Source organism: Bordetella bronchiseptica (genome assembly GCF_900636925.1).
GTDB classification, from domain to species: Bacteria; Pseudomonadota; Gammaproteobacteria; order Burkholderiales; family Burkholderiaceae_B; genus Bordetella; species Bordetella pertussis.
Window position 1 is genome coordinate 783,967 of the sequence record NZ_LR134326.1, and the last position, 21,626, is coordinate 805,592.

A 21,626-nucleotide genomic window follows, 5' to 3' on the forward strand; every position below is an offset into this window, starting at 1 on the left:
AGGGGGAGTACATGGTGTCCACCATGCAGCAGGATCTATACGAAACGTTTGCCCGGGCGCTGGCCGGCCTGTGTCCGCTGGAGCGGGTGCGCGAGCTCGAAGCCGCGGCCGATCCGCGCGCCGGCGCCGCGCGCGCCTGGAACGAGGTGGACGCCCTGGGCTATGGCGACGCCTTGTCGCCCGCCGAACACGGCGGCGCCGGCCTGTCGCTTGCCGATGCCGAAGGCTTGCTGCGGGCCGCCGGGGCCATGGCCTTGCCGTTTCCGTTTGCCGACACCTTGCTGGCGCGCGCCTTGCTGCGCGCCGCCGGGCAGGCCGTGCCGGACGGGCCGATCGCCCTGGGCGTGGCGCTGCCCCATGGCGCCGGCTGGCGCTGCGCGCCCATCGCGGGCGTGGCGCTGGCGCAGGCCGTGGCGGTCGAGCACGATGGTTGCCTGGCGCTGTGGCCGGCGCCGGACGCGGTCCAGCCCGGCTTGTTCCGGCCGCGCGCCAGCGGCGCGCCGGCCTGGCGCGGGACGCCGGCGCAAGCCGGCCGCGCCGGGGCGCCCGCCGGCGCCGTGCAGGCCTGGCGCAACGCGGCCGACGCCGCGGGCATGGCAGGGGCCATGCAGGCGGTGCTGGATCGCTGCGTGGCCTATGTGCAGGAGCGGCAGCAGTTCGGCCGGGCCCTGGGGCGGTTTCAGGCGGTCCAGCAGGACATCAGCATGCTGGCCGAGCAAGTGGCGGCCGTGGCCATGGCCGCGCGGCTGGCATGCGCCAGCGGCGCGCTGTTTCCCGATCCCGCGCTTGCCGCCTGTGCCCGGCTCAGGGCCTGCGAGGCCGTGCCCGTTGTCTGCGCGCTGGCGCATGCGGTGCATGGCGCCATCGGTATCACCGAGGAATTGCCGCTCGGCCTGTACACGGCGCGGCTGCACGAGTGGCGCGCCACCGGGATGAGCGAAGACGATTGCGCCGAGCTGCTTGGCCGGCGCGTGCTGGCCGATGGCGAGCGGACGCTGCTGGACGTGGTGCGCGGGATGGTGTCCGCCGCCCACGCCTAGCGTCGTCCGCACGCCGCGCCGCCGGCGCAGCGATTTTTCCCCTTGTCTCCTTTCCGAGGTCCATCATGTCCGTCCATCCAGATCCCGTAGTCATCGTCGCGGCGCGGCGCACACCCATCGGCGCGTTCCAGGGCGCGCTGGCGCACTACAGCGCGCCGCAACTGGGCGCCCATGCGCTGGCCGCCGCGGTGCGGCAGGCGGGCCTGCAGCCCGACGCGGCGCAGGAGGCGCTGATGGGATGCTGCCTGTTCGCCGGGCTGGGGCAGGCGCCGGCCCGCCAGGCCGTGCTCGGCGCAGGGCTGCCTACCGACGTGCAGGCCACCACCCTGAGCAAGATGTGCGGCTCGGGCATGAAGGCCGCCATGCTGGCGCATGACATGCTGCGCGCCGGATCGGCCGATGTGGTGCTGGCCGGCGGCATGGAGTCGATGAGCAATGCGCCGCATCTGATCCCCAAGGCGCGCCAGGGATATCGGCTCGGTGACGGCCAGTTGCTCGACCACATGTACCGCGACGGCCTGCAGGATGCCTACGAAGGCCGGCTGATGGGGCATTACGCCGACCTGGCCGCGCGCGAATACGGCTTCTCCCGCGAACAGCAGGACGCGTATGCGCACGAGAGCGTCCTGCGGGCGCAACGCAGCGTCGCCGAAGGCGAATTCGCCGAGGAAATCGCGCCCATAGCCGGCCTGGCGCGCCGTGGCGCGCCGGCCGCCATGGTCGCTGTCGACGAGACGCCCGGCCTGTGCGACGTGTCGCGGCTGGCCAGCCTCAAGCCGGTCTTCAATGCCGACGGCACGGTGACTGCCGGCAACGCCTCTTCGATCTCCGACGGCGCGGCCGCCCTGGTGCTGACGCGGCAGGCGCACGCCGAGCGCCTGGGGCTGGCTCCCCAGGCGCGCATCGTCGGCCATGCCACCGCGGCGCTGCCACCGGGCCAGTTTCCGGCCGCGCCCGTGCGCGCCATCGCGCGGCTGTTCGAGCGGGTGGGCTGGGACCGCGACTCGGTCGACCTGTTCGAGATCAACGAGGCTTTCGCGGTCGTGACGATGATCGCCTTGCGCGAACTGGGCCTGCCGGCCGAACGGGTCAATGTCAACGGCGGCGCCTGCGCCTTGGGGCATCCGGTCGGCGCCACGGGCGCGCGCCTGATCGTCACGCTGATGCACGCGCTGCGGCGGCGCGGCCTGCGTCGCGGCGTGGCCTGCCTGTGCCTGGGCGGCGGCGAAGCGACGGCGATCGCCGTCGAGCGCGCCTGAGGCCGCGGCCGCCCGCCGGCCCGCTTGCCGGGCGGCGGGCGCGGCGCGCTACGCCCTGGCGCTTGCGCGCGAGACGACGATACCCGCCGCCTCGCGGTCCCACAGCGGAGATGGCCGCTGCTCGGCGCGCTGCTTGAGCTTGAACTTCTCGATCTTGCCGGATTCGGTCAGCGGCAACGCATCGACGAATTCCAGGAAGCGCGGCACCATGTAGTAGCTCATGTTTTCCACGCAATACCGGGTCAGGTCCTGGTAGCTCAGCGCGCTGCCCGGGCGCAGCAGCACCGAGGCGCCAACTTCATCCTCGGGCAGATCGCCGCGTACGGGGTAGACCGCGGCATTGACGACTTCGGGATGCGACGTGAGGACGGCCTCGACTTCCTGCGAGGAAATATTCTCGCCGCGCCGCCGTATGGAGTCCTTCTTGCGGTCGACGAAGTACAGATAGCCGTCCGCGTCCAGGTAGCCCCGGTCGCCCGTGTGGAACAGGAAGTTGCGCCGCGCCTGCAGCGTCGCCTCGGGCATCTTGTAGTAGCCCGAGGCCGTGCTCCAGGTTTCGTGGCTGCGCAACGCGATCTCTCCGGTCTGGCCGGCGGGCAGTTCGATGTCGTTGTCGTCGACGATGCGCAGGTCGATGCCCGGGCGCGGCTTGCCGCAACTGAAGGCCTTCTCGGCGGGATCGTCCAGCCGGGTGGAGGCCGCCAGGCAATAGTCGCTGAGCCCGTAGCCGGTGAAAACCTTGACGCCGAAGCGGGCCTCGAACTCGTGCACATAGGGCGGGACGGGCGCCATCGAGCACAGCCGGACCTTGTGGTCGCGGTCCTGCGGCGTGGGCGGCTGGGTCCACAGGAAATTGACGATCGCGCCCAGCGAGTTGAAACGGGTGGCGCCGCACTGGCGGATCTCGCTCCAGAAGCGCGTGGTCGAGTAGCGGTCCGTCAACGCCACGGTGGCGCCCGCCACGAACGCCGTCCAGGTACTGTTGAGCAAGGCGTTGGCATGGAACAGCGGCAGGCAGACATACTCCACGTCGTCATGGGCGACCCAGCGGGCCATGGCGTTCTGCGCAGCCCACACATTCACCCCCGCCTGCGGCCACATGACGGCCTTGGACGGCCCCGTCGTGCCCGACGTGAACAGCAGCGCGCCAAGCTGCCAGGGGTCGGCGTCGAACGCCTGGTCCTCGCGGCCATCCTGCTCCAGCGCGGCGTAGCGGATGGCCCGGGGGGCCTGCTGCGCGGCATGTCCGGATCCATCGTCGACGACGACGATCCGCTGCAGCCTGGGAAGTTCGTGCAGGCACGCCGCGATCGGGGCCAGATACTTCTCGTGCACGATCAGCGTCGTGATGTCGGCGAAATCCAGGTAATAGACCAGCAGCTTTCCCTTGGCCGCGGTATTGATCGGCACCCACACCGCGCCGATCTTGGCCAGCGCGAATACCGCCAGGATCATCTCCGGGCAATTGTCGAGAATCAGCCCGACATGCGCGCCGGCCTGCACGCCATGGGCTTTCAGGCCCCGGCCGACGGCGCTGCTGCGCCGGTCGAACCCGGCATAGCTGATCCTTTCGTCGCGCGGCAGGAAATGAAGAAAGGCCTTTTCGCCATGCCGCCGCGCCTGCATCGCGGTGATTTCCGCCATGCTGCGTTGCTTGATATCGTCCAGCGTGAAGTCTGCCATGTGGGCCTTGATGTCGTTGCCGCCGTGCACATTCGGTGCGGAGAGCGCCGCGCGCCGGGGTTGCCCGGTCGGCGTGGCGCCGGCCGGGTGATGGGCTCGTCTAGTCGACCTTGATGTCCGCCGCGTCGGCGATCTTCTTCCACATGGCTTTCTCCGATTCCATGAAGGCCTGGAATTGCTCGCCGACCAGCGGCTCGGGAAGAATGCTGAGCCCGAACCCCGAAAACTGCTCCCTGACCTCCGGCAGGCTGGCGATCGAGGCGAGCTCGCGTTCCAGCCGCGCCATCACTTCCGGCGGGGTCTTGGCCGGCGCCACGATGCCGATCCACGAGTTGAGCGCCACTTGCGGATAGCCGGACTCGACGAAGGTCGGCACCGAGGCCAGGTCGGGCCAGCGCTGCGCGTTGGTCACGCCCAGTATCCTGACCGACCCTGCCTCGACGACCGGGGCCATGTTCTTGAGCGTGTCCACGCTAAACAGCACCCGTCCGGCGACCAGGTCGGGCAGCATGGCGGTGCCGCCCTTGTAGGCGACGTGCGTCATGCGGATGCCGGTCGACTGTGCGATCAGCTCGGCCATCAGGTGCCCGCCCGAACCCACGCCGCCGGAGCCGAACGTCACTTTGTCCGGGTTCTCTTTGGCCCAGGCGACGAATTCCTCGATGCTCCTGGGCGGCGCTACCGCGCTGGCGACGAAAACGTTGCGCGCGACGCCCAGGTGCGCGATGCCCTTGAGCTCCTGCAGGGGATCGAACGGCATGTTCCGGTGGATGCTGGGGTTGGCCACATGCGAGACGCTGACGCCCAGCAGGGTATGGCCGTCCGGCGCCGACTGGGCGACGAACTTCGTCGCGATCAGGCCATTGGCGCCCGGCTTGTTCTCCACGATGACGCTGGCGTTGTTGCCGAACCGCTGCTCCAGCTGCTTGGCGACGACGCGCATGGCGGCGTCCAACGGTCCTCCGGGCGGCGTCTGCACCACGATGCTGACCGGCCGGGAGGGGTAGGTGGCTTGCGCGCAAACCGGTGCCGCGAATGCGCACAGCATCGCCCCGACGGCCGAGGCAAGATACGGCCGTGTTTTCTTGTGAATCGCCATGTTGCTGCTCCCCCTTGATTGCCTGAGGCTGTTGTCGATTGTTCTGTCGGCGGCATGGCGCGGATCGGGAACGTTCCGCGCGGCATGCCGCGTCCTGGTGCAACAGCTGGCAATGCTATGTAGGGTGCGGCGGTCTCCACAAATACTTTATTTGTCTCGGCCAATACGGTCGGCGTATCGGGGGCGCGCAGCCCGCGCGGCAAGGGGCTGCGCGGTGCCGGCCTAGGCGAGGAAGGCTTCGATCGCGCCGTTGAAGGCGCGCGGATTGCCCAGGTTCATGCCGTGCGACGAGCCGGCGATGGCCGTGCGCTCGGCGTGGGGCCAGGTGCCTTCGAGCAGGTCCAGCACCTCGGGGTAGGGGGCGGGGCTGAGCGCGCCGCCGATCAGCAGCGTCGGCAGCGCCAGCGTGCGCAGGGTTTGCGGCGTCAGCGCGCCTGGCTGTTCGCGCGCCTGGCCCAGCAGGGTATTGGCGTTGTCGCGCACCATGTCCTTGAACCAGGGCACCATGCGGCGCCAGGTGTCCGGTCCGGTCACCGTATCGATGAACAGCGCCAGGCCCGCGTCGGTGTCGCCGTCGCGGATCAGCGCCAGCGCGCGTTGGCGGAATCCGCCGCGCGAGTCGTCGCCGCCGGGCAGCGGCAGGCCCGGATCGGCCAGCACCAGCGAGCGGGCCAGGTCGGGGCGGCGCAGCGCCGTCTCCAGCGCGACGCGGCCGCCGCGCGAATGGCCCACCAGGTGCACGGGCTCGCCGCACACGTTTTCGATGAATTCGACGATGTCCTGCGCGTGGCGGACGACCGAGAAATCGTCGCCGGCGCCATCCCAGGTTTCGGGCCAGTAGTGGCGCAGCGACGGCGCCAGCACGCGAAAGGATCGGCCCAGCGGTCCGAGCTGCGGCTTCCAGTAGCGGCAATCGCACAGCGAGCCATGGATCAGCACCATGGGCGCGCCCTGGCCGGCCTCGGCGTAGGCGATGGGGTAGCCGTCGATGGCGGCGGTCTGCAGGGAAAGTTGGGGTTCTGAGCGCATGGCAGGTGTGGCGCGCCGCGACGGCCCGCAGGGCGTGATTCTAGCCCGGACGGCGCGGGCGGGCTGATACACTCGTGGCCGATCGCCTTGCCGATGACTTCCCGAAGGATCCGCTACCCATGGCCGAAGACCAACCGAATTCCCTGCCCGAGTCGGCGCTGCGCGTGGCGCGGCTGCTGCGCGAGATGGGCCATGACAGGCCGGTGATCATGCTGCCCGAGACCGGCAAGACCTCGGCCGAGGCGGCCGCGGGGCTGGGCTGCGAAGTGGCGCAGATCGCCAAGTCCATCATCTTCCGGCGCGCGGCCGACGACGCCCCGGTGCTGGTCATCGCCAGCGGCGTCAACCGGGTCGACGAGGCCAAGGTCGCCGCGCGGGTGGGCGGGCTGGCCAAGGCCGACGCCAAGTTCGTGCGCGCCATGACGGGTTACGCCATCGGCGGCGTCTGCCCCATCGGCCATGCCGTGCGGCCGGTGATGCTGCTCGACGAAGACCTGTTCCGGTACGACAGCCTGTGGGCGGCGGCCGGCCATCCGCACGCGGTGTTCAACCTGACGCCGCGCCAATTGGCGGACATGACCGGCGCGCCGGTCGCCGATGTGGCGCAACGCGCCGCATAACGGCGCCTTGCATCAACCGAAGCGGGCGGGCGAATAGGGCGCGGCGTCGACCACGGTCGGCGCGCCGTCCACCAGTTCGGCCAGCAGCCGGCCGCTGACCGGCCCCAGCGTAAAGCCCTGGTGCCCGTGGCCGAGGTTGAACCACAGGCCGGGGTGGCGCGGCGCCGCGCCGATCACCGGCAGCATGTCCACCGTGCAGGGGCGGCTGCCCATCCAGAAGTCCGGCTCGGCCGGTTCTCCCAGCGCGTACAGGTCGCGCGCGGCCGTTTCGGCGCGCGCCAGCTGCACGGGCGTGGGCGGCGCGTCCTGGCGCGCCAGCTCGGCGCCGGTGGCCAGGCGCAGGCCGCGCTGCATGGGGCTGAGCACGAAGCCGCAATCGGCATCCTGCACCGGCATGCTGGGCATGGCGGCGCATTGGTAGTGGCGGTGGTAGCCGCGCTTGACGAACAGGGGCAGCCGGTAGCCGAAACGCCGCAGCAGGCCATCCGACCAGGGGCCGAGCGCCACCACGGCGTGGCCGGCTTCGCGCCGGGCCGGCCCGGCCGGCTCGTCGACCTGTACGGACCAGCCGGCGCCGGTGCGCTGCAGCGTGCCGGCATCGCCGCACAGCACCGTCCCGCCTTCGGCCTGGAAGCGCTCGGCATAGGCGGCCACCAGCGCGCCGGGGTCGGCCACGCTCCAGGGCTCCTGCCAATGGATGGCGCCGGCGCTCACGCCGGGCCGCAAGGCCGGTTCGGCCTGCTCGAGGTCGGACGCCGATTCGATCTTCAGCGCCACGCCGCATTCGTCGGCCAGGCGCCGCGCCTCGCGGGTAGCCGCGCCGAAGCCGGCCGCGCCGCGAAACAGCGAACGAAAGCCGGTGCGCCGGATCAGGTCGCCGCAGCCCGACGCATCGATCAGCGCCTGGTGCTCGTCCGTGCAATGGGCGATGATCTGGCCGTACGCCAGGGCGATGGGCCGGTAGCGGCGCGGCGCGCTGGCGGCGTAGTAGGCCGCCAGGCGCGGCAGCAGCGCGGGCAGGGCGCCCCAGTGGTAGCGGATGTCGAAGCCGCGGCGCAGCGCCACGCGCAGCAAGGTGGCCAGGCCGCGCGGGAAGGCATAGGGTTCGACCGCCTCGCGCTGGATGATGCCGGCATTGCCGTACGAGGTCTCCAGCCCCGGTTCGCGCCGGTCCACCAGCGTGACGCGGTGGCCGCGGCGCTGCAGGTGCAGGGCCGCGCACACGCCCACCATGCCCGCGCCCAGCACGATGATTTCCTTGCTCATCGATCCCATCTCCATGATGCGCGCCGCGCGCCAGCCGGGCGCGAGGCGTTCTGTATACTCGGGCCTGCCTGGCGCCCGCCATTTCCATTCCGCTCAGGGTTCAGCATGGACAAATCCACCCAGGCGGCATCCCGCCTGCTTGCCTTTCGCTTCCTGTCGACCAGTCAACTGCTGTACCGCAGCCTCGAGCTCATGATGGGGCGCGAGCTCGGCCTGTCGGTGCGGCAATGGCGCGTCATGTTCTTCCTGGCCAACGACGGCGTCGGTTCGGTGCAGGAGATCGCCGATTTCTGCCGCTACGACAAAAGCCAGGTCAGCCGGGCCTTGCAGGAACTCACCGACAAAGCCTACGTGAACCGCGTGCCCGGCGTCCATGACCGCCGCAAGGTGCTGGCCTCGCTGACGCCTGCCGGCATCGAAGTGTACCGGCAGGGTCTGCGCATCAGTCTGGCGCGCGACGAGCGCATGAAGCGCGCCCTGTCCGCCGACGAACTGGCCGCCTTCAATGCCACGCTCGACAAGCTGGCCGAGCAGGCGCAGGCCATCATGGACGAACTCTGAGGCGCCGCGTTCAGAGCGCGCTGGCCTGTCCATCCTTGCGGTGGTCCGACGCGCCGAGGTAGCCGCCCTCGATGCGCATGATGGCTTGCGAGCCGCCAAATTCATCCGAGAAGCGCGGCGCCACGGTCACCGCGTGGCCGCGCTCGCGCAGGCCCGCCACGGCGGCGTCGGGGAAGTTCCATTCCACCATGACGGTGCGGTTGTCCTCCAGGATGCGCCAGCGCGGCGCGTCGACGATGGCCTGCGGGTTCTGTCCGGCGGCCGTGCGCACCGTCACCTGTACGTGGCCCTGCGCCTGCAGCGAGCCGCCCATCACGCCGAAGCTCATCAGCGGCTCGCCGTCGCGCATCAGGAAGCCCGGGATGATGGTGTGGAACGGCCGTTTGCCGGGTCCGACCTCGTTGGGATGGCCTTCGATCAGGTTGAAGCCCCAGCCGCGATTGTGCAGGGCGATGCCGGTGCCAGGCACCACCACGCCGGAGCCGAAGCCCTTGAAGTTGGACTGGATCAGCGACACCATCATGCCGTCGGCGTCGGCGGCCGTCAGGTACGTCGTGCCGCCGTTGTGGGGTTTGCCGGGGCCCGGGTAGCGCGCCTCGGCGGGGTCGATCGCGCCGGCGCGCGTGGCCAGGTAGGCGCGGTCGAGCAGCATCTCGGCCGAGACCTCGCGCATCGAGGCGGGGTCGGCCACATAGCGGTTGATGTCGGCGAAGGCCAGTTTCATGGCCTCGATCTGGTAGTGATAGAAGTCCGTGCTGTCGGGCTGGCCCAGCTTGCCCGACAGGCCGTCGAGCATGCCCAGCGCCATCAGCGCGCCGATGCCCTGGCCGCTGGGGCCGATTTCGTGCAGCGTCAGTTCGCCGTACTGCGCGCCGATCGGGTCCACCCAATCCGCCTGGTGCGCGGCCAGGTCGGCCTCGGTCAGTGCCCCGCCGGTCTCGCGCGCGAACGCGGCGATGCGGGCGGCCAGCGCGCCGCGGTAGAACGATTCGCCGTGCGTGTCCGCGATATCCTGCAGCGTATCGGCTTGCCCAGGGCAGATGAACCGTTCGCCGGGCTGGGGCGTGCGGCCGTTGGGGGCGAAGGCATCGCGAAAGCCGGGGCCCTGCATGATCGGCTCGGCCTGGTCCGCCCACTGGCGCGCGGTGATGGGCGTGACCAGGAAGCCGTGGCGCGCGTAGTGCAGGGCCGGCTCGAACAGGCGGGCGAAATCCAGCTTGCCGAATTTGCGCGACAGCGCCACCCATCCCGACACGGCGCCCGGCACCGTCACGGCGTCCCAGCCGCGCGCGGGCATGGCGTCATGGCGCGAGAAGTATTCCCGCGTCCAGGCCTGCGGCGCCCGTCCCGAGGCATTCAGGCCATGCAGCTGGCGTCCGTCCCAGATGATGGCGAACAGATCGCCGCCGATGCCGTTCATGCACGGGCCCACCACCGTCATGGTGATGGCCGCCGCGATCGCCGCGTCGACGGCGTTGCCGCCAGCCGCCAGCATGCGCATGGCGGCCTGGTTGGCCAGCGGCTGCTCGGTGCAGACCATGTTCTCGCCCAGCGCGGGCATGCGCTGCGATACGTACGGGAAAGTCCAGTCCAGGGGGAGGGGGGCGGTCATGCGATTACTCCTTCTTGGCGCCGACGCGGCGCGCCATTCCGGGCCAGAACGCCAGGTCCTCGGCGGCGATGCGGGCGATATCCTTGGGCGGCTGGAACGCCGGCACCATGCCGGCGCGCGTCAACGTCTCGATGATCTTGGGGTCTGCCAGCGCGGTGCGCACCGCATCGGTCAGCACCGCGATCACCGCCGGCGGCGTGCCGGCCGGGGCGACGAACGCGAATGGGTTGTCGGCCTTCAGGTCGGCGATGCCCAGTTCCGCCATCGTGGGGGCATCGGGAAACTGCGGCACGCGGCCGCTGGCGCTGGTGCCCAGGGCCACCAGCTTGCCGGCCGCCACGTGGGTGCGTACCGATGCGACGCTGTCGAACATGAACGCGGTCTCGCCGCTCATCAGGCCGGGCAGGGCTTCGGCGCTGCCCTTGTACGGGACGTGCTCGGCCTGCGCCTTCGATCCGTCCAGGAACAGCGCCGACTCCAGGTGCGACAGCGAGCCCACGCCCTGCGAAGCGTAGTTGTAGCGGCCGGGCGCGGCCTTCAGCCGGGCGACGAGTTCGGCCACGGTGGCCGACTGATGGCCGGCCGGCGCCACCAGCATGTGCGGGGCGTTGACCACGCCGGCCACATACGAGAAGTCCTTCTCCAGGCTGGGGACGTTGTCGTACATGGTGGTGGCGATGGCCACGCCCGTGACCGGCAGCAGCGCCATGGTGTAGCCGTCGGGCTGGTCGCGCACGACGGCGCGCAGGCCCAGCAGCGTGGCCGCGCCGGGGCGGTTTTCCACGATGACCGGCTGGCCCAGCTTGGCGCCCATGCCTTCGGCGATGGCGCGCGCGCTGATGTCGCCCGCGCCGCCCGGCGGCGCCGGCACGACCAGCTTGATCGGACGGCTGGGAAAATCCGCGGCGCTGGCGGGCGCGGCGGCCAGCGCTGCGGCCGCGAAGACGGGCGCGATCAGGCGCGCCAGCGTAAAACAGCGGAAACCGGACATGAATGCATCTCCTGGGCGGATATGGGCGGGGGAAGTCAGCGGAAAACGCGCCGCGGCCGGGTGGCGGCGGGCGAGGTGCTCATCCTATGAGCATATAGTTGCTATGTCAACGTTTTGTGCCGCCGTGTACGGCCGGCCATGCGTCACCGATGGCGCTGGGGTCGCTTCTACCTGACGGGGCCGGCCACGCCGTCCACCAGCACATGGGGGTGGCCGCGCGAGCAGCGTTCCACGCGCGCCTGGATGCCGTAGACACGCGCCAGCATCGGCGCGTCGATCACGGCGGCCGGCTCGCCGGCCGCCGCCAGCTCTCCGGCGCGGATCAGCAGCGCCTGGTCGGCATGGCGCAGGGCGATATTGATATCGTGCAGCGCCGCGATGGTGATCAAGCCATGGTCGCGGGTTTCCTGGCACAGCAGGTCCATCACATGGAACTGGTAGTTCGGGTCCAGCGCCGATAGCGGCTCGTCGAGCAGCAGCACGCGCGGGCGCCGGATCAGCGCCTGCGCCAGGCCCACCAGCTGCTTCTGTCCGCCGGACAGTTCGTCGAGGAATTGCAGCGCCAGATGGCCGATGCCCAGCCGTTCGAGCAGGGCGGCGATGGCCGGCGGCCCGATTTGTCCGGCCGCCTCGCCACCATGCGCGCGCGCCGCGACCAGCACCGATTCGAACACGCGCAAGTGGACATCGGCCGGCAGGCCTTGCGGCAGATAGGCGACCTGCTGCGCCCGCTGCGCCAGGTCGGCCTGGTCCAGCCTCTGCCCGTCCAGGGCGATCGCGCCGCCGCGCGCGGGCAGCAGTCCCGCCACCGCCTTGAGCAGGGTGGATTTGCCGCTGCCGTTGGGGCCCAGCAGCGCGGTGAGCGTGCCATGCGGCAAGGGCCCCAGGCTCAGCCCGGCGATGACCGTGCGCGCGCCATAGGCCACGCCCAGGCCTTCGATGGCCAGTCCTGGCGCGTTCACAGGCTTTGCGGGCGGCGCAGCAGCACCGCCACGAAAAAGGGAATGCCCACCAGCGAGGTCACGATGCCCACCGGCACGATCACCCCCGGCACCAGGCTCTTGGACACCGAGGCGGCCAGCGACAGGATCAGCGCGCCGGTCAGCGCGCTGCCAGGCAGGTAGAAGCGGTGATCCTCGCCGAACAGGCGGCGGGCGATGTGGGGCGCCACCAGCCCGATGAAGCCGATCGTGCCGGCGAATGCCACCGCCAGCGCCGCCAGCAGGCTGATGCGGCACAGGGCGGCCAGGCGCAGCCGGCGCACGTCCACGCCGAAGCTGGCCGCGCGCGTTTCGCCCAGCCGCAGGGCGGTCAGCCGCCAGGCGTGGCGCAGCGCCAGCGGCAGGGCCAGCGCGCAGGCGAGCGCCAGGATGCCCACGCTGGCCCAATCGGCGCGCGCCATGCTGCCCATGGTCCAGAACACCAGATTCTGCAGCGCCTGGGCGCTGGCGGTGAACTGGATCAGCGAGATCAGCGCATTGAAGGTGAAGACCAGCGCGATGCCGAACAGCACGATGGCCGGCGCGCCGATCGCACGGTGCCGCGCCACCTGGTCCAGCAGCAGGCCGGCCAGCGCGGCGAACAGGAAAGCGTAAAGCGGCACCAGCCAGGGCGCGGCCACGCCGGGCACGCCGACGTGCAGCACGATGGCCAGCGAAGCGCCCAGCGCCGCCGCGGAGGAAACGCCAAGCGTGAACGGACTGGCCAGCGGATTGTTCAGGATGGTCTGCATCTCGGCCCCCGCCAGGCCCAGCGCCATGCCGACGATGGCGGCCATGGCGGCCTGCGGCAGGCGGATGTCCCAGACGATGACGCGGGCCGCCGTATCGGCGGCGCCGGGTTGCAGCAGGGTGCGCCAGAGGTCGGCCAGGGTCAGGCCGGCGGGACCCAGCGCGGCGTCGGCGGCCAGGGCCGCGCAGGCCGCCGCCGCCAGGGCGGCCATCAGCCACCGGCGGCGCCGCAGCAGGCGGCCGTAGGCCCGCACCGCGTCGGGAGCGGCCTCGGCCATTACTGCAGCAGTTGCAGGCGGCTCTTGGCCGTGTTGGCGGCCGGCGTGGTGGGATAGTCGCGCACGATGCGCTGCAGCGTGGCCTTGGCGCCGGCGCGGTTGTTCAGCTCGATCTGGCTGCCGGCGATCACCAGCAGGGCGTCGGGGGCGCGGGCGTTGGTCGGCGCGTTCTGCACCAGATTGTTGAGCTGCTCGATCGCGCCCTTGAAATCCTTCATGGCGTAGCGGCTGCTGCCCAGGTAGAACTGCGCCGTCGGCGCCAGCTGGCTGTTCGGGTACAGCGCGATGAAGGCGGCCAGCGATTCGGCGGCGTCCTTGTACTGGCCCTTGCGGAACAGATCGATCGCGCCGTCATAGGCGGCCTGTTCCTGCTGGTCGACCGCGGTCACGCCGGGCGGGTTGCCGGCGTGCTGGGGCTGGCCGCCCTGGGCATTGGGCTGCTGGCGCGAAATCAGTTCCAACTGGTCGCGCAATTGGGCGATTTCCTGTTGCATGGCCTGCAACTGATCGGCCAATTGCAGCCGCGCGCGCTGGTTCTGCTCATTCTGCTGTTGCACCTGCTGGCGCAGATCCAGGATGGCGCGGCGCGCTTCATCGTCGGCAAAGGCATGGGCGGGGGCTGCCATGGCCGCAAGGGCCAGGCTGGCGGTAATGACCAGAGTACGCAGGGGCAGGGCTTGATCGCGCATGAAAATATCCAGGTCTGAAACGAAAACGTCGGGACGGCCGGATGACCGTCCCGACGCGTGGTGGGGCTGCTTGGCGTCGCGAGGACTTAGCGCTGATAAACGATATCGGCGCGGCGGTTCTCGGCGAAATCAGCCTCGCTCGAACCCGTCGCCTTCGGCTTTTCCTTGCCGAAACTAATGGTTTCGATCTGGTTGTCCGACACACCCAGCAGGGTCATCATGCGACGGACAGCGTCGGCACGGCGTTGGCCCAGTGCGAGGTTGTACTCGGCGCCGCCGCGTTCGTCGGTATTGCCTTCGATCTTGATGCGCTGCTGGTTGTTCGAAGCCAGGTAGCGGGCGTGGGTTTCGACCAGGCCGCGATACTGTTCCGACACCGTATAGCTGTCGAAGTCAAAGTACACCGAGCGCTGTTGCGCCAGAATGCTTTGCGGGTTGAAGGGATCCAGGATCTGGCCGGAGGCCGAACCCTGGCCGGAGCCTCCAGCTTGACCTGCCTTGTCGTCGAGAGGGACGGAACTGCAGGCTGCCAGCGTGGCGGCCAGCGCAGCTATGGTTAGGCTTTTGGCAATGCGCGACTTCATGATAGTTCCTTTGCAAAGAGAGTCACACGTGTTAACGGGTAAAAGGGCCCCACGTTGGTTCACGTATTTCCCCGTTCAGGACGGACAAGGTCTGCCGCACGCGCCCATCGCTCGAGACACCGGCAAGCACGCTACGACCATTCTGGATTGCGGCGTAGAGCACTTGCATGCCGTTGGGCGCGAAACTGGGAGACTGATCGTCACGACCGTCAGTCAGCAGCGTTTCGGATCCTGAGGACAGGTTGAGCGAAGCGATACGAAACGCGCCGTCGCGTCTTGCAACGTACAGCAGCGTCGATCCATCGGGGGAAATTCGGGGTGAAATGTTGTAACCACCATTAAACGTCAGGCGGCGGGCATCTCCACCATCCAGGCCGGTCTGGTAGATTTGCGGCCCACCACTGCGGTCACTGGTAAAGATAATGGAACGGCCGTCGGGCGTAAAGTTCGGCTCGGTGTCGATGCCCGGAGAGCGCGTAATACGGCGCATATTCGAGCCGCCGCCGGCGCTAACGATGTAAATTTGCGACAAACCATCGCGGGTCAGCGCCACCGCCAGCTGGCTGCCATCGGGCGACCACGCGGGCGCGCTGTTGTTGCCCTTGAAGTTGGCCACCGGAATGCGCGCGCTGGTTGCCAGCGTGTGCACGTAGACCACCGGCTTGCCCGACTCGAAACTCACGTAGGCCAGCCGCGAGCCATCGGGCGACCAGCTGGGCGAAATGATGGGCTCGCGCGAGCGCAGGGCGACCTGCGGATTCTGGCCGTCGGCGTCGGCGACCTGCAGCTCGTAGGTGCTGCCGCGCTTGAGCACGTAGGCGATGCGGGTCGAGAACACGCCGCGCACGCCGGTGATCTTCTCGTAGATGCGGTCGGCGATCTGGTGCGCCACGCGGCGCAGCTCCTGCTCCGTCCCCGAGAACGCCACGCCGTCGAGCTGGCCTTTCTTGACCGTGTCGGCCAGGCGGTAGCGCACGTCGTAGCGGCCGTCGGGGCCGCGGGTGATGCTGCCGTAGGCCAGGAAGTCGGCGCCCTTGGCGCGCCAGTCGTCGTGGGCGACCTGCGAGTCCACATTCAGGCCGGAGCCGGCCGCGTTGATCAGGCGGAACTGGCCGGTGCGGGTCAGGTCGGCGCGGATCACTTCGGCAAGCGCGCGCCCGTGCGTGTCGTCGACCGCGAAGTCGGCGATCGCCACCGGGTACTGCGTGGCGCCGGTGCCGGAAATGTCCACGCGCAACTGCGCCTGGGCGGGTTGCCAGGCCAGCATCGCTGCCAGCAGCAGAATGAGCGCGGCGCCGTAGGTGCGCAGGAACCCCGTCAGGTCTGCGCGGCGGAAGGCGGGTGTCATAGCGGGCAATCTCCTGTCAATCGTACATGCGGTACACAACATCGATAATGGGCTCGTAGCGGCCGGTCGATGGTTTGGGGAAAGGGTTGCAGCGGCGGATGCCGGTTTCGACCGCCCGGTCGAAACCCGGGTTGCCCGAAGAACTGGTCAGCGTGACACCATTGACCTTCCCATCAGAACCCAACTGTACCCGGTATTGTGCCGTGGGATTGGCCGAGCCGGCGCGCGGCGGCGGCGGATAGGCCACGCCTGGCTGCACGCAGGCGCGCACCTTGGCGCCATAGCCGCTGTCGCGTCCGCCGCCGGCCTGGTTGCGGTCGGCCGTGCCGCCCGGGATGCCGGCCGCGCCCAGGGCGTCGTTGCGGAAGGCATCGCGCAGGGCCTTGTCGGCGGCGGCCTTCTTGGCGGCCTCTTCCTTGGCTTTCTTCTCGGCGGCCGCCTTCTCGGCAGCGGCTTTCTCGGCGGCCGCCTTCTTGGCCGCCTCTTCCTTGGCTTTTTTCTCGGCCTCGGCTTTCTTCTCGGCTTCGGCCTTCTTGGCGGCCTCTTCCTTGGCCTTCTTTTCGGCGGCCTGCTTCTCGGCGGCGGCCTTTTCGGCGGCGGCCTTCTCCGCCGCGGCTTTCTCGGCCGCGCGGCGCTCCTGTTCGAGGCGTTGCCTTTCCTTCAGCTCGGCCTGGCGGCGCTCTTCTTCCAGGCGCGCCTTTTCCTTGGCGGCCTCGGCGGCCTGGCGGGCCTTTTCTTCCTGCTCGCGCTTCTTGCGCGCTTCTTCCAGCGCGATCTCCGGGTCCGGCTGTTCCTTGGGCTGGACTTCCGGCTGCGGCGGAGGGGGGGGCGGAGGGGGCGGCGGCGGTTCGGGCTCCGGCTCGGGTTCGGGCTGCGGTTGCGGTTCAGGTTCCGGCTGCGGTTCCGGCTTGGGCTGCGGCTTGACTTCGTCGGGCGGCGGGTTGACTGGCGAGTCGCCGTCGGCCCACAGTTCGACCTGCACCGGCCCGGGGTTTTCCGAACGCCAGTTCACGCCGAAGATCAGCACCAGCAACAGCAGCAGGTGCACCAGTACCGCCAGGCCCAGGGCCTTGCGGTTGTCCTGGGTGGCGGGCGAGGGAGGCGCCGAACGGTCGCTTCGAATAAGGGGTGGGGTCATGTGTCTTGCTGTGCCGGCTTGTCCGCAAGCGGCGCGTTAGCGTTTCCGGGCAGGTTGCTGCGTCTCGGCGCCGGCGCCCTGGTCGACCAGCAGGCCCAGGCGCGTGATGCCGCTGGAACGCAATTCGTCCATGACTTTCACCACCGACTCGTACGGCACCTTGCCGTCGGCGGCGATCACCACCGGCGTTTCGGCGGTAATGCGCGAACGGACCTGGTTGACCAGCTCGGTGCGCGCGATGTCCTGGGGCGTGGCGCCCGGCTCGCGCATGCGCAAGGCAATCTTGCCGTCTTCCGAAATCTGCACTTCCAGCGGCTTGGCCGGCACATCGGCGGCCTGCCCCACCGAGGGCAGCTCGATCAGCCCCGGCGTGATCAGGGGCGCGGTGACCATGAAGATCACCAGCAGCACCAGCATGACGTCGATATAGGGCACGACGTTGATGTCGGCCTTCATGCGGCGGCCGGCCCGGCCGTTGGAGCGTACCGAAGGCATTAGCGCACCTGCCGCTGCAGAATGTTCAGGAACTCGTCGACGAAGCTGTCGAACCGGATCGACAGGCGGTCGATGTCGTTGGTGAAGCGGTTATAGGCCACCACGGCGGGGATGGCCGCGAACAGGCCGATGGCCGTGGCGATCAGGGCCTCGGCGATGCCGGGCGCCACCGCGGCCAGCGTGGCCTGCTGCATGTTCGACAGGCCGATGAAGGCGTGCATGATGCCCCACACCGTGCCCAGCAGGCCGATGTACGGGCTGACCGAGCCCGCCGAGGCGAGGAAGTTCAGGTGCGATTCGAGAGAGTCCATTTCGCGCTGGTAGGCCGCGCGCATGGCCCGGCGCGGGCCATCGAGCACCGCGTTGACGTCGCCGGCGGCGCTGGTGCGGCGCGCCTTGAGGAATTCGGTCATGCCGGCGTCGAAAATGCGCGCCAGGGCGCCCTGTTCGTCGCGGCGGGTGGCCACCGCCTGTTGCAGCATGGCCAGGTCGCCGCCCGACCAGAAGTCGTCCTCGAAGCGGCGGGTCTGCTGGTGCGCCCGCTTGATTGCCAGGCGCTTGGCAAAAATATAGGTCCAGGACATGATCGAGATGCCCAGCAGCAGCAGCATGATCAACTGAACCGGCACGCTGGCGTGGGAGATCAGCGAAAGCAACGACATGTCGTTGGTGACTTGCATGTTTATTCCTGAATCTGGATGAATTTCAGTTTTGCGCGAATATCGTCCGGCAGTTCGGCCGGACGCATACGGATCGAATCGACGCAGCAGATTTGGATGTTGCCCTGGGCAAGCAGTTCCCCATTGCGCTCGGCGCGCTGCGCGAAGTGTATCGAAGCCCGGCCGATTCGTGTAATCCGGCTGCGTATGGTAATCAGGTCGTCCAGCCGGGCGGGCTTGCGGTAGGACATGTCCAGCGAGTGGACAACGAACAGGCGGTGCTCGCGCTCGGCGAGGTCCGACTGGTTCACGCCCAGGCCACGCAGCCATTCGGTGCGGGCCCGTTCCAGGAACTTCAGGTAGTTGGCGTAGAAGACGACTCCGCCGGCGTCCGTGTCTTCATAGTAGACACGGATATCCAGCACGGATTCGGAGAACTTCGGGTCGGTCACGATCGATAGGAGCCCTGTGGCTGCCGGGGCGGGCTGGCGCCCGCCCTGGGGACTATAGCAAGTCGAGTTTGGCCAGCGTCTGCGCCAGGGCCTGATCCACCGGGACCTTGGCCGCCTCGGCTTCGCGGCGGGCCTGCAATTCCACCACACCCTCGTTCAGGCCGCGTTCTCCAACTGTTACGCGCAGGGGCACGCCGATCAGCTCCCATTCGGCGAACATGACGCCCGGACGGCTGTCGCGGTCGTCGAGCATGACGTCCACGCCGCGCGCGCGCAGCGCCTCGTACAGCGCCAGCGCGGTGTCACGAACAGTTTCACTTTTGCCCCAGCCCACCGGGCAGATCACCACCTCGTAGGGGGCGATGGCGCGCGGCCAGATGATGCCGCGGGCGTCGTGGTTCTGCTCGATGGCCGCGCCCACGATGCGGGTGACGCCGATCCCGTAGCAGCCCATCTGCAGCACGGCCGGCTTGCCGTTGTCGTCCAGGAAAGTGGCCTTGAGCGCTTCCGAGTACTTGGTGCCCAGGAAGAACACGTGGCCGACCTCGATGCCGCGCTGGATGGACAGGGCGCCCTTGCCGTCGGGCGAGGGGTCGCCCTCGACCACGTTGCGCAGGTCCGCGACCAGCTCGGGTTCGGGCAGGTCGCGGCCCCAGTTGGCGCCCTGGTAGTGGTAGTCCTCGCGGTTGGCGCCACAGACGAAATCGGCCATGTTGGCGACTGTGCGGTCGGCCACCACGTGCACCGGCCTGGCCGTCTTGATCGGGCCCAGGTAACCGGGCTTGCAGCCGAAATGGTCGAGGATTTCCGTCTCGGTGGCGAAGCGGAAGCCGGCCAGCCCGGGCAGCTTGCCCGCCTTGATTTCGTTGAGTTCGTGATCGCCGCGCAGCAGCAACAGCCAGACCTGCGCCGGCCCCTCGGGCTGGTCGACGGCCAGCACGATGGATTTGATGGTGCGCGCCAGCGGCAGGTCCAGCAGCTTGGCCACGTCCTCGCACTTAGCCGCGCCGGGCGTGGGCACCGCCTCCAGGTCTTGGCCGGGAGCGGCGCGGGTGGCCAGCAGGGCGGGCGCTTCGGCCAGCTCGATATTGGCGGCGTAGTCCGACTCGGGGTTGTACACGATCAGGTCCTCGCCGGTGTCGGCGATGACCTGGAACTCATGGCTGCGCGATCCGCCGATCGAGCCGGTGTCGGCCGCCACGGCGCGGAACTCCAGGCCCAGGCGCTGGAAAATGCGCTGGTAGGCGGCGTACATGATGTCGTAGCTGCGCTGGGCGCCGGCCTCGTCGCGGTCGAACGAGTAGGCGTCCTTCATGGTGAACTCGCGCCCGCGCATCAACCCGAAGCGGGGGCGGCGTTCGTCGCGGAACTTGGTCTGGATATGGTAGAAGTTCAGCGGCAGCTGGCGGTAGCTCTGGATCTCGTTGCGCGCGATGTCCGTGATCACTTCTTCCGAGGTCGGCTGCAGGACGAAATCGCGCTGGTGGCGGTCCTTGATGCGCAGCAGCTCCGCGCCGTACTGTTCCCAGCGGCCGGACTCCATCCAGAGTTCGGCCGGCTGCACCACCGGCATCAGCAGCTCGATGGCGCCGGCTGCGTTCATTTCCTCGCGGACAATGCCCTCGATCTTACGGATGACCTTCAGCCCCAGCGGCATGTAGGTGTAGATTCCGCCCGCCAGCTTGCGAATCATGCCGGCCCGCGTCATCAACTGGTGGCTGGCGATCTCGGCCTCGGCAGGGGCTTCTTTCAGAGTGTTCAGGTGGTACTTGGAGGCGCGCATAGTTAAAGGTGGCAGCAGATACGTATAATCGACCGTAATTGTATTGAATTCGGTGGGGGTGGCCCATGCTTGATCGCGAAGGCTACCGTCCCAATGTCGGCATCATTCTCGTAAACGGTAAAAACGAGGTCTTCTGGGGCAAGCGAATCCGGGAACATGCCTGGCAGTTCCCGCAGGGTGGCATCAAGTACGGCGAAAGCCCGGTGCAGGCCATGTATCGCGAACTCCATGAAGAGGTGGGCTTGAAGCCCGAGCATGTCCGCATTTTGGGGCGTACACGTGATTGGTTGCGTTATAACGTGCCGGATCACTTCGTCCGGCGAGAGTGGCGTGGCCACTATAAAGGACAAAAGCAGATCTGGTTCCTGTTGCGCCTGGTAGGGCGCGACAGCGACGTATGCCTGCGCGCCACGCAGCACCCGGAATTCGACGCCTGGCGCTGGAGCCAGTATTGGGTGCCCCTGGACGCGGTCATCGAGTTCAAGCGCGACGTCTATACGCAGGCCCTGAACGAGCTGGCTGTCATTCTATTCCGCCGGCACCACGAAACGCGCTATCTGCGCCAGCGGGTGCATGGGCCGCGTTCGACCGACAGCCCGTCCTCCGAGACGGATGGCCATGCGCATATTGCTGGTTGAAGACGAGCGCGACATGGCGGCCTGGCTGATGCGGGCGCTGGCGCAGAGCGGGTTCACGCCCGACCACGCGCCGGACGCCCGTACGGCCGAAGGCCTGATGGCGGGCAACGAATATGATGCGGTGGTCATGGACCTGCGCCTGCCCGACAAGCACGGGCTGGTGCTGCTGCGCGAAATGCGCAACCGGGACGACCGTACGCCGGTGCTGCTGCTGACCGCCCAGGGCGCGCTGCAGGACCGGGTGCGCGGGCTCAATCTCGGCGCCGACGATTTCCTGACCAAGCCGTTCGCGCTCGAAGAGCTGGAGGCCCGCCTGACCGCCCTGGTGCGGCGCAGCCGCGGCCGGCAGCCCCCCCGCCTGCAATGCGGCTCGCTGTCGTACGACGGCGAAAGCCGCGCCTTCACCCTGGACGGTGCGCTGCTGTTCCTGACGCCGCGCGAGCATGCCGCCCTGGCGGCGCTGCTGACCCGCAGCGGCTATCCGGTCGACAAGTCGCAGCTTTTCGGCAAAGTGTTCACGCACGAAAGCGAGGCCAATCCCGACGCCATCGAAGTGGTGCTGCACCGCCTGCGCAAGAAACTGACGGGCAGCGACGTGCGCATCGTCACGGTGCGCGGCCTGGGATACATGCTGGAAAGCACCGTCAGTGAATCCTCCGAAAGCTGAGCGTT

Annotated in this window: 22 protein-coding genes; 6 read left to right on the top strand and 16 right to left on the bottom strand. The window is 68.9% G+C overall.

Annotated elements, in window-relative coordinates; genetic code table 11:
• Window positions 1–11 precede the first annotated feature (11 nt).
• Together EL288_RS03720 and EL288_RS03725 are read left to right on the top strand one after the other, a co-directional pair.
• Window positions 12–1,040 (top strand): acyl-CoA dehydrogenase family protein, encoded by a 1,029-nt coding sequence (locus EL288_RS03720; protein ID WP_003814676.1) that lies wholly within the window; start codon window positions 12–14, stop codon window positions 1,038–1,040.
• 65 nt (window positions 1,041–1,105) lie between these two features.
• Window positions 1,106–2,299, top strand: a complete 1,194-nt coding sequence (locus EL288_RS03725) for an acetyl-CoA C-acyltransferase (protein ID WP_003814674.1) — start codon at window positions 1,106–1,108, stop codon at window positions 2,297–2,299.
• Between the two features lie 48 nt (window positions 2,300–2,347).
• Here the strand turns inward: EL288_RS03725 and EL288_RS03730 are convergent, their stop codons facing one another.
• The 3 genes from EL288_RS03730 to EL288_RS03740 all read right to left on the bottom strand — a co-directional run bounded on the left by EL288_RS03730 (window position 2,348) and on the right by EL288_RS03740 (window position 6,110).
• Complete coding sequence (locus tag EL288_RS03730; RefSeq protein WP_003814672.1) at window positions 2,348–3,982, bottom strand: AMP-binding protein; 1,635 nt, start codon at window positions 3,980–3,982, stop codon at window positions 2,348–2,350.
• Window positions 3,983–4,082: 100 nt separating this feature from the next.
• Entirely contained in the window at window positions 4,083–5,081 is a 999-nt protein-coding gene (locus EL288_RS03735; RefSeq protein WP_003814670.1) for a Bug family tripartite tricarboxylate transporter substrate binding protein, read from the bottom strand.
• Between the two features lie 222 nt (window positions 5,082–5,303).
• Window positions 5,304–6,110 carry an alpha/beta fold hydrolase gene (locus EL288_RS03740; RefSeq protein WP_003814668.1) on the bottom strand — a complete coding sequence of 269 codons (807 nt, stop codon included), beginning with the start codon at window positions 6,108–6,110 and terminating at the stop codon, window positions 5,304–5,306.
• Between the two features lie 119 nt (window positions 6,111–6,229).
• Here EL288_RS03740 and EL288_RS03745 point away from each other — a divergent pair, with 119 nt between their 5' ends.
• On the top strand, window positions 6,230–6,730 hold the full coding sequence (locus tag EL288_RS03745) for a YbaK/EbsC family protein (RefSeq protein WP_003814667.1): 501 nt from the start codon (window positions 6,230–6,232) through the stop codon (window positions 6,728–6,730).
• A gap of 12 nt (window positions 6,731–6,742) precedes the next feature.
• Here the strand turns inward: EL288_RS03745 and EL288_RS03750 are convergent, their stop codons facing one another.
• Window positions 6,743–8,011 (bottom strand): NAD(P)/FAD-dependent oxidoreductase, encoded by a 1,269-nt coding sequence (locus EL288_RS03750; RefSeq protein WP_003814665.1) that lies wholly within the window; start codon window positions 8,009–8,011, stop codon window positions 6,743–6,745.
• A 90-nt stretch (window positions 8,012–8,101) separates the two neighbouring features.
• Here EL288_RS03750 and EL288_RS03755 point away from each other — a divergent pair, with 90 nt between their 5' ends.
• Complete coding sequence (locus tag EL288_RS03755) at window positions 8,102–8,557, top strand: MarR family winged helix-turn-helix transcriptional regulator (RefSeq protein ID WP_003814663.1); 456 nt, start codon at window positions 8,102–8,104, stop codon at window positions 8,555–8,557.
• Window positions 8,558–8,567: 10 nt separating this feature from the next.
• On the opposite strand, the gene EL288_RS03760 is transcribed toward EL288_RS03755, so the two are convergent.
• From EL288_RS03760 to EL288_RS03815, 12 genes are all read right to left on the bottom strand, one after another.
• Window positions 8,568–10,169, bottom strand: a complete 1,602-nt coding sequence (locus EL288_RS03760; RefSeq protein ID WP_015064955.1) for a gamma-glutamyltransferase family protein — start codon at window positions 10,167–10,169, stop codon at window positions 8,568–8,570.
• Window positions 10,170–10,173: 4 nt separating this feature from the next.
• On the bottom strand, window positions 10,174–11,160 hold the full coding sequence (locus EL288_RS03765) for a tripartite tricarboxylate transporter substrate binding protein (protein ID WP_003814659.1): 987 nt from the start codon (window positions 11,158–11,160) through the stop codon (window positions 10,174–10,176).
• A 167-nt stretch (window positions 11,161–11,327) separates the two neighbouring features.
• Window positions 11,328–12,122, bottom strand: coding sequence for an ABC transporter ATP-binding protein (locus tag EL288_RS03770; RefSeq protein ID WP_003814657.1), 795 nt, complete (start codon window positions 12,120–12,122; stop codon window positions 11,328–11,330).
• Window positions 12,119–13,168, bottom strand: coding sequence for a FecCD family ABC transporter permease (locus tag EL288_RS03775; RefSeq protein WP_003814655.1), 1,050 nt, complete (start codon window positions 13,166–13,168; stop codon window positions 12,119–12,121). The genes EL288_RS03770 and EL288_RS03775 overlap by 4 nt, the downstream gene beginning before the upstream one ends.
• Window positions 13,168–13,857: a tol-pal system protein YbgF gene (gene ybgF / locus EL288_RS03780; RefSeq protein ID WP_003814652.1), complete on the bottom strand. Its 690-nt coding sequence runs from the start codon at window positions 13,855–13,857 to the stop codon at window positions 13,168–13,170. The genes EL288_RS03775 and ybgF overlap by 1 nt, the downstream gene beginning before the upstream one ends.
• An 86-nt stretch (window positions 13,858–13,943) precedes the next feature.
• Window positions 13,944–14,441, bottom strand: coding sequence for a peptidoglycan-associated lipoprotein Pal (pal, locus tag EL288_RS03785; RefSeq protein WP_003814650.1), 498 nt, complete (start codon window positions 14,439–14,441; stop codon window positions 13,944–13,946).
• A 31-nt stretch (window positions 14,442–14,472) separates the two neighbouring features.
• A complete protein-coding gene (gene tolB / locus EL288_RS03790) occupies window positions 14,473–15,789 on the bottom strand; it encodes a Tol-Pal system beta propeller repeat protein TolB (protein WP_010931417.1) in 1,317 nt (438 codons plus the stop codon).
• Window positions 15,790–15,805: 16 nt separating this feature from the next.
• Window positions 15,806–16,927, bottom strand: coding sequence for a cell envelope integrity protein TolA (tolA, locus tag EL288_RS03795; RefSeq protein ID WP_003814646.1), 1,122 nt, complete (start codon window positions 16,925–16,927; stop codon window positions 15,806–15,808).
• A gap of 36 nt (window positions 16,928–16,963) precedes the next feature.
• On the bottom strand, window positions 16,964–17,422 hold the full coding sequence (tolR, locus tag EL288_RS03800; RefSeq protein WP_003814643.1) for a protein TolR: 459 nt from the start codon (window positions 17,420–17,422) through the stop codon (window positions 16,964–16,966).
• Complete coding sequence (gene tolQ / locus EL288_RS03805) at window positions 17,422–18,102, bottom strand: protein TolQ (RefSeq protein WP_003814641.1); 681 nt, start codon at window positions 18,100–18,102, stop codon at window positions 17,422–17,424. Before tolQ ends, tolR begins: the two co-directional genes overlap by 1 nt.
• Before the next feature lie 2 nt (window positions 18,103–18,104).
• The gene (gene ybgC, locus EL288_RS03810) at window positions 18,105–18,533 is read right to left on the bottom strand and encodes a tol-pal system-associated acyl-CoA thioesterase (protein ID WP_003814639.1); all 429 of its coding nucleotides are present in this window, start codon (window positions 18,531–18,533) and stop codon (window positions 18,105–18,107) included.
• A 52-nt stretch (window positions 18,534–18,585) separates the two neighbouring features.
• Window positions 18,586–20,316 carry a proline--tRNA ligase gene (locus EL288_RS03815; protein ID WP_003814636.1) on the bottom strand — a complete coding sequence of 577 codons (1,731 nt, stop codon included), beginning with the start codon at window positions 20,314–20,316 and terminating at the stop codon, window positions 18,586–18,588.
• A gap of 65 nt (window positions 20,317–20,381) precedes the next feature.
• On the opposite strand from EL288_RS03815, the gene EL288_RS03820 reads away from it, so the two are divergent.
• Together EL288_RS03820 and EL288_RS03825 are read left to right on the top strand one after the other, a co-directional pair.
• Window positions 20,382–20,954, top strand: a complete 573-nt coding sequence (locus EL288_RS03820; protein ID WP_003814635.1) for an RNA pyrophosphohydrolase — start codon at window positions 20,382–20,384, stop codon at window positions 20,952–20,954.
• Window positions 20,935–21,621, top strand: coding sequence for a response regulator (locus EL288_RS03825; protein WP_033446989.1), 687 nt, complete (start codon window positions 20,935–20,937; stop codon window positions 21,619–21,621). Before EL288_RS03820 ends, EL288_RS03825 begins: the two co-directional genes overlap by 20 nt.
• The last annotated feature ends 5 nt before the right edge of the window (window positions 21,622–21,626 follow it).

Coding starts and splice junctions, on each gene's coding strand:
- EL288_RS03720 (WP_003814676.1), top strand. CDS start 12: ATGGTGTCCACCATGCAGCAGGATCTATACGAAACGTTTGCCCGGGCG.
- EL288_RS03725 (WP_003814674.1), top strand. CDS start 1,106: ATGTCCGTCCATCCAGATCCCGTAGTCATCGTCGCGGCGCGGCGCACA.
- EL288_RS03730 (WP_003814672.1), bottom strand. CDS start 3,982: ATGGCAGACTTCACGCTGGACGATATCAAGCAACGCAGCATGGCGGAA.
- EL288_RS03735 (WP_003814670.1), bottom strand. CDS start 5,081: ATGGCGATTCACAAGAAAACACGGCCGTATCTTGCCTCGGCCGTCGGG.
- EL288_RS03740 (WP_003814668.1), bottom strand. CDS start 6,110: ATGCGCTCAGAACCCCAACTTTCCCTGCAGACCGCCGCCATCGACGGC.
- EL288_RS03745 (WP_003814667.1), top strand. CDS start 6,230: ATGGCCGAAGACCAACCGAATTCCCTGCCCGAGTCGGCGCTGCGCGTG.
- EL288_RS03750 (WP_003814665.1), bottom strand. CDS start 8,011: ATGGAGATGGGATCGATGAGCAAGGAAATCATCGTGCTGGGCGCGGGC.
- EL288_RS03755 (WP_003814663.1), top strand. CDS start 8,102: ATGGACAAATCCACCCAGGCGGCATCCCGCCTGCTTGCCTTTCGCTTC.
- EL288_RS03760 (WP_015064955.1), bottom strand. CDS start 10,169: ATGACCGCCCCCCTCCCCCTGGACTGGACTTTCCCGTACGTATCGCAG.
- EL288_RS03765 (WP_003814659.1), bottom strand. CDS start 11,160: ATGTCCGGTTTCCGCTGTTTTACGCTGGCGCGCCTGATCGCGCCCGTC.
- EL288_RS03775 (WP_003814655.1), bottom strand. CDS start 13,168: ATGGCCGAGGCCGCTCCCGACGCGGTGCGGGCCTACGGCCGCCTGCTG.
- ybgF (WP_003814652.1), bottom strand. CDS start 13,857: ATGCGCGATCAAGCCCTGCCCCTGCGTACTCTGGTCATTACCGCCAGC.
- pal (WP_003814650.1), bottom strand. CDS start 14,441: ATGAAGTCGCGCATTGCCAAAAGCCTAACCATAGCTGCGCTGGCCGCC.
- tolB (WP_010931417.1), bottom strand. CDS start 15,789: ATGACACCCGCCTTCCGCCGCGCAGACCTGACGGGGTTCCTGCGCACC.
- tolA (WP_003814646.1), bottom strand. CDS start 16,927: ATGACCCCACCCCTTATTCGAAGCGACCGTTCGGCGCCTCCCTCGCCC.
- tolR (WP_003814643.1), bottom strand. CDS start 17,422: ATGCCTTCGGTACGCTCCAACGGCCGGGCCGGCCGCCGCATGAAGGCC.
- tolQ (WP_003814641.1), bottom strand. CDS start 18,102: ATGCAAGTCACCAACGACATGTCGTTGCTTTCGCTGATCTCCCACGCC.
- EL288_RS03815 (WP_003814636.1), bottom strand. CDS start 20,316: ATGCGCGCCTCCAAGTACCACCTGAACACTCTGAAAGAAGCCCCTGCC.
- EL288_RS03820 (WP_003814635.1), top strand. CDS start 20,382: ATGCTTGATCGCGAAGGCTACCGTCCCAATGTCGGCATCATTCTCGTA.
- EL288_RS03825 (WP_033446989.1), top strand. CDS start 20,935: ATGCGCATATTGCTGGTTGAAGACGAGCGCGACATGGCGGCCTGGCTG.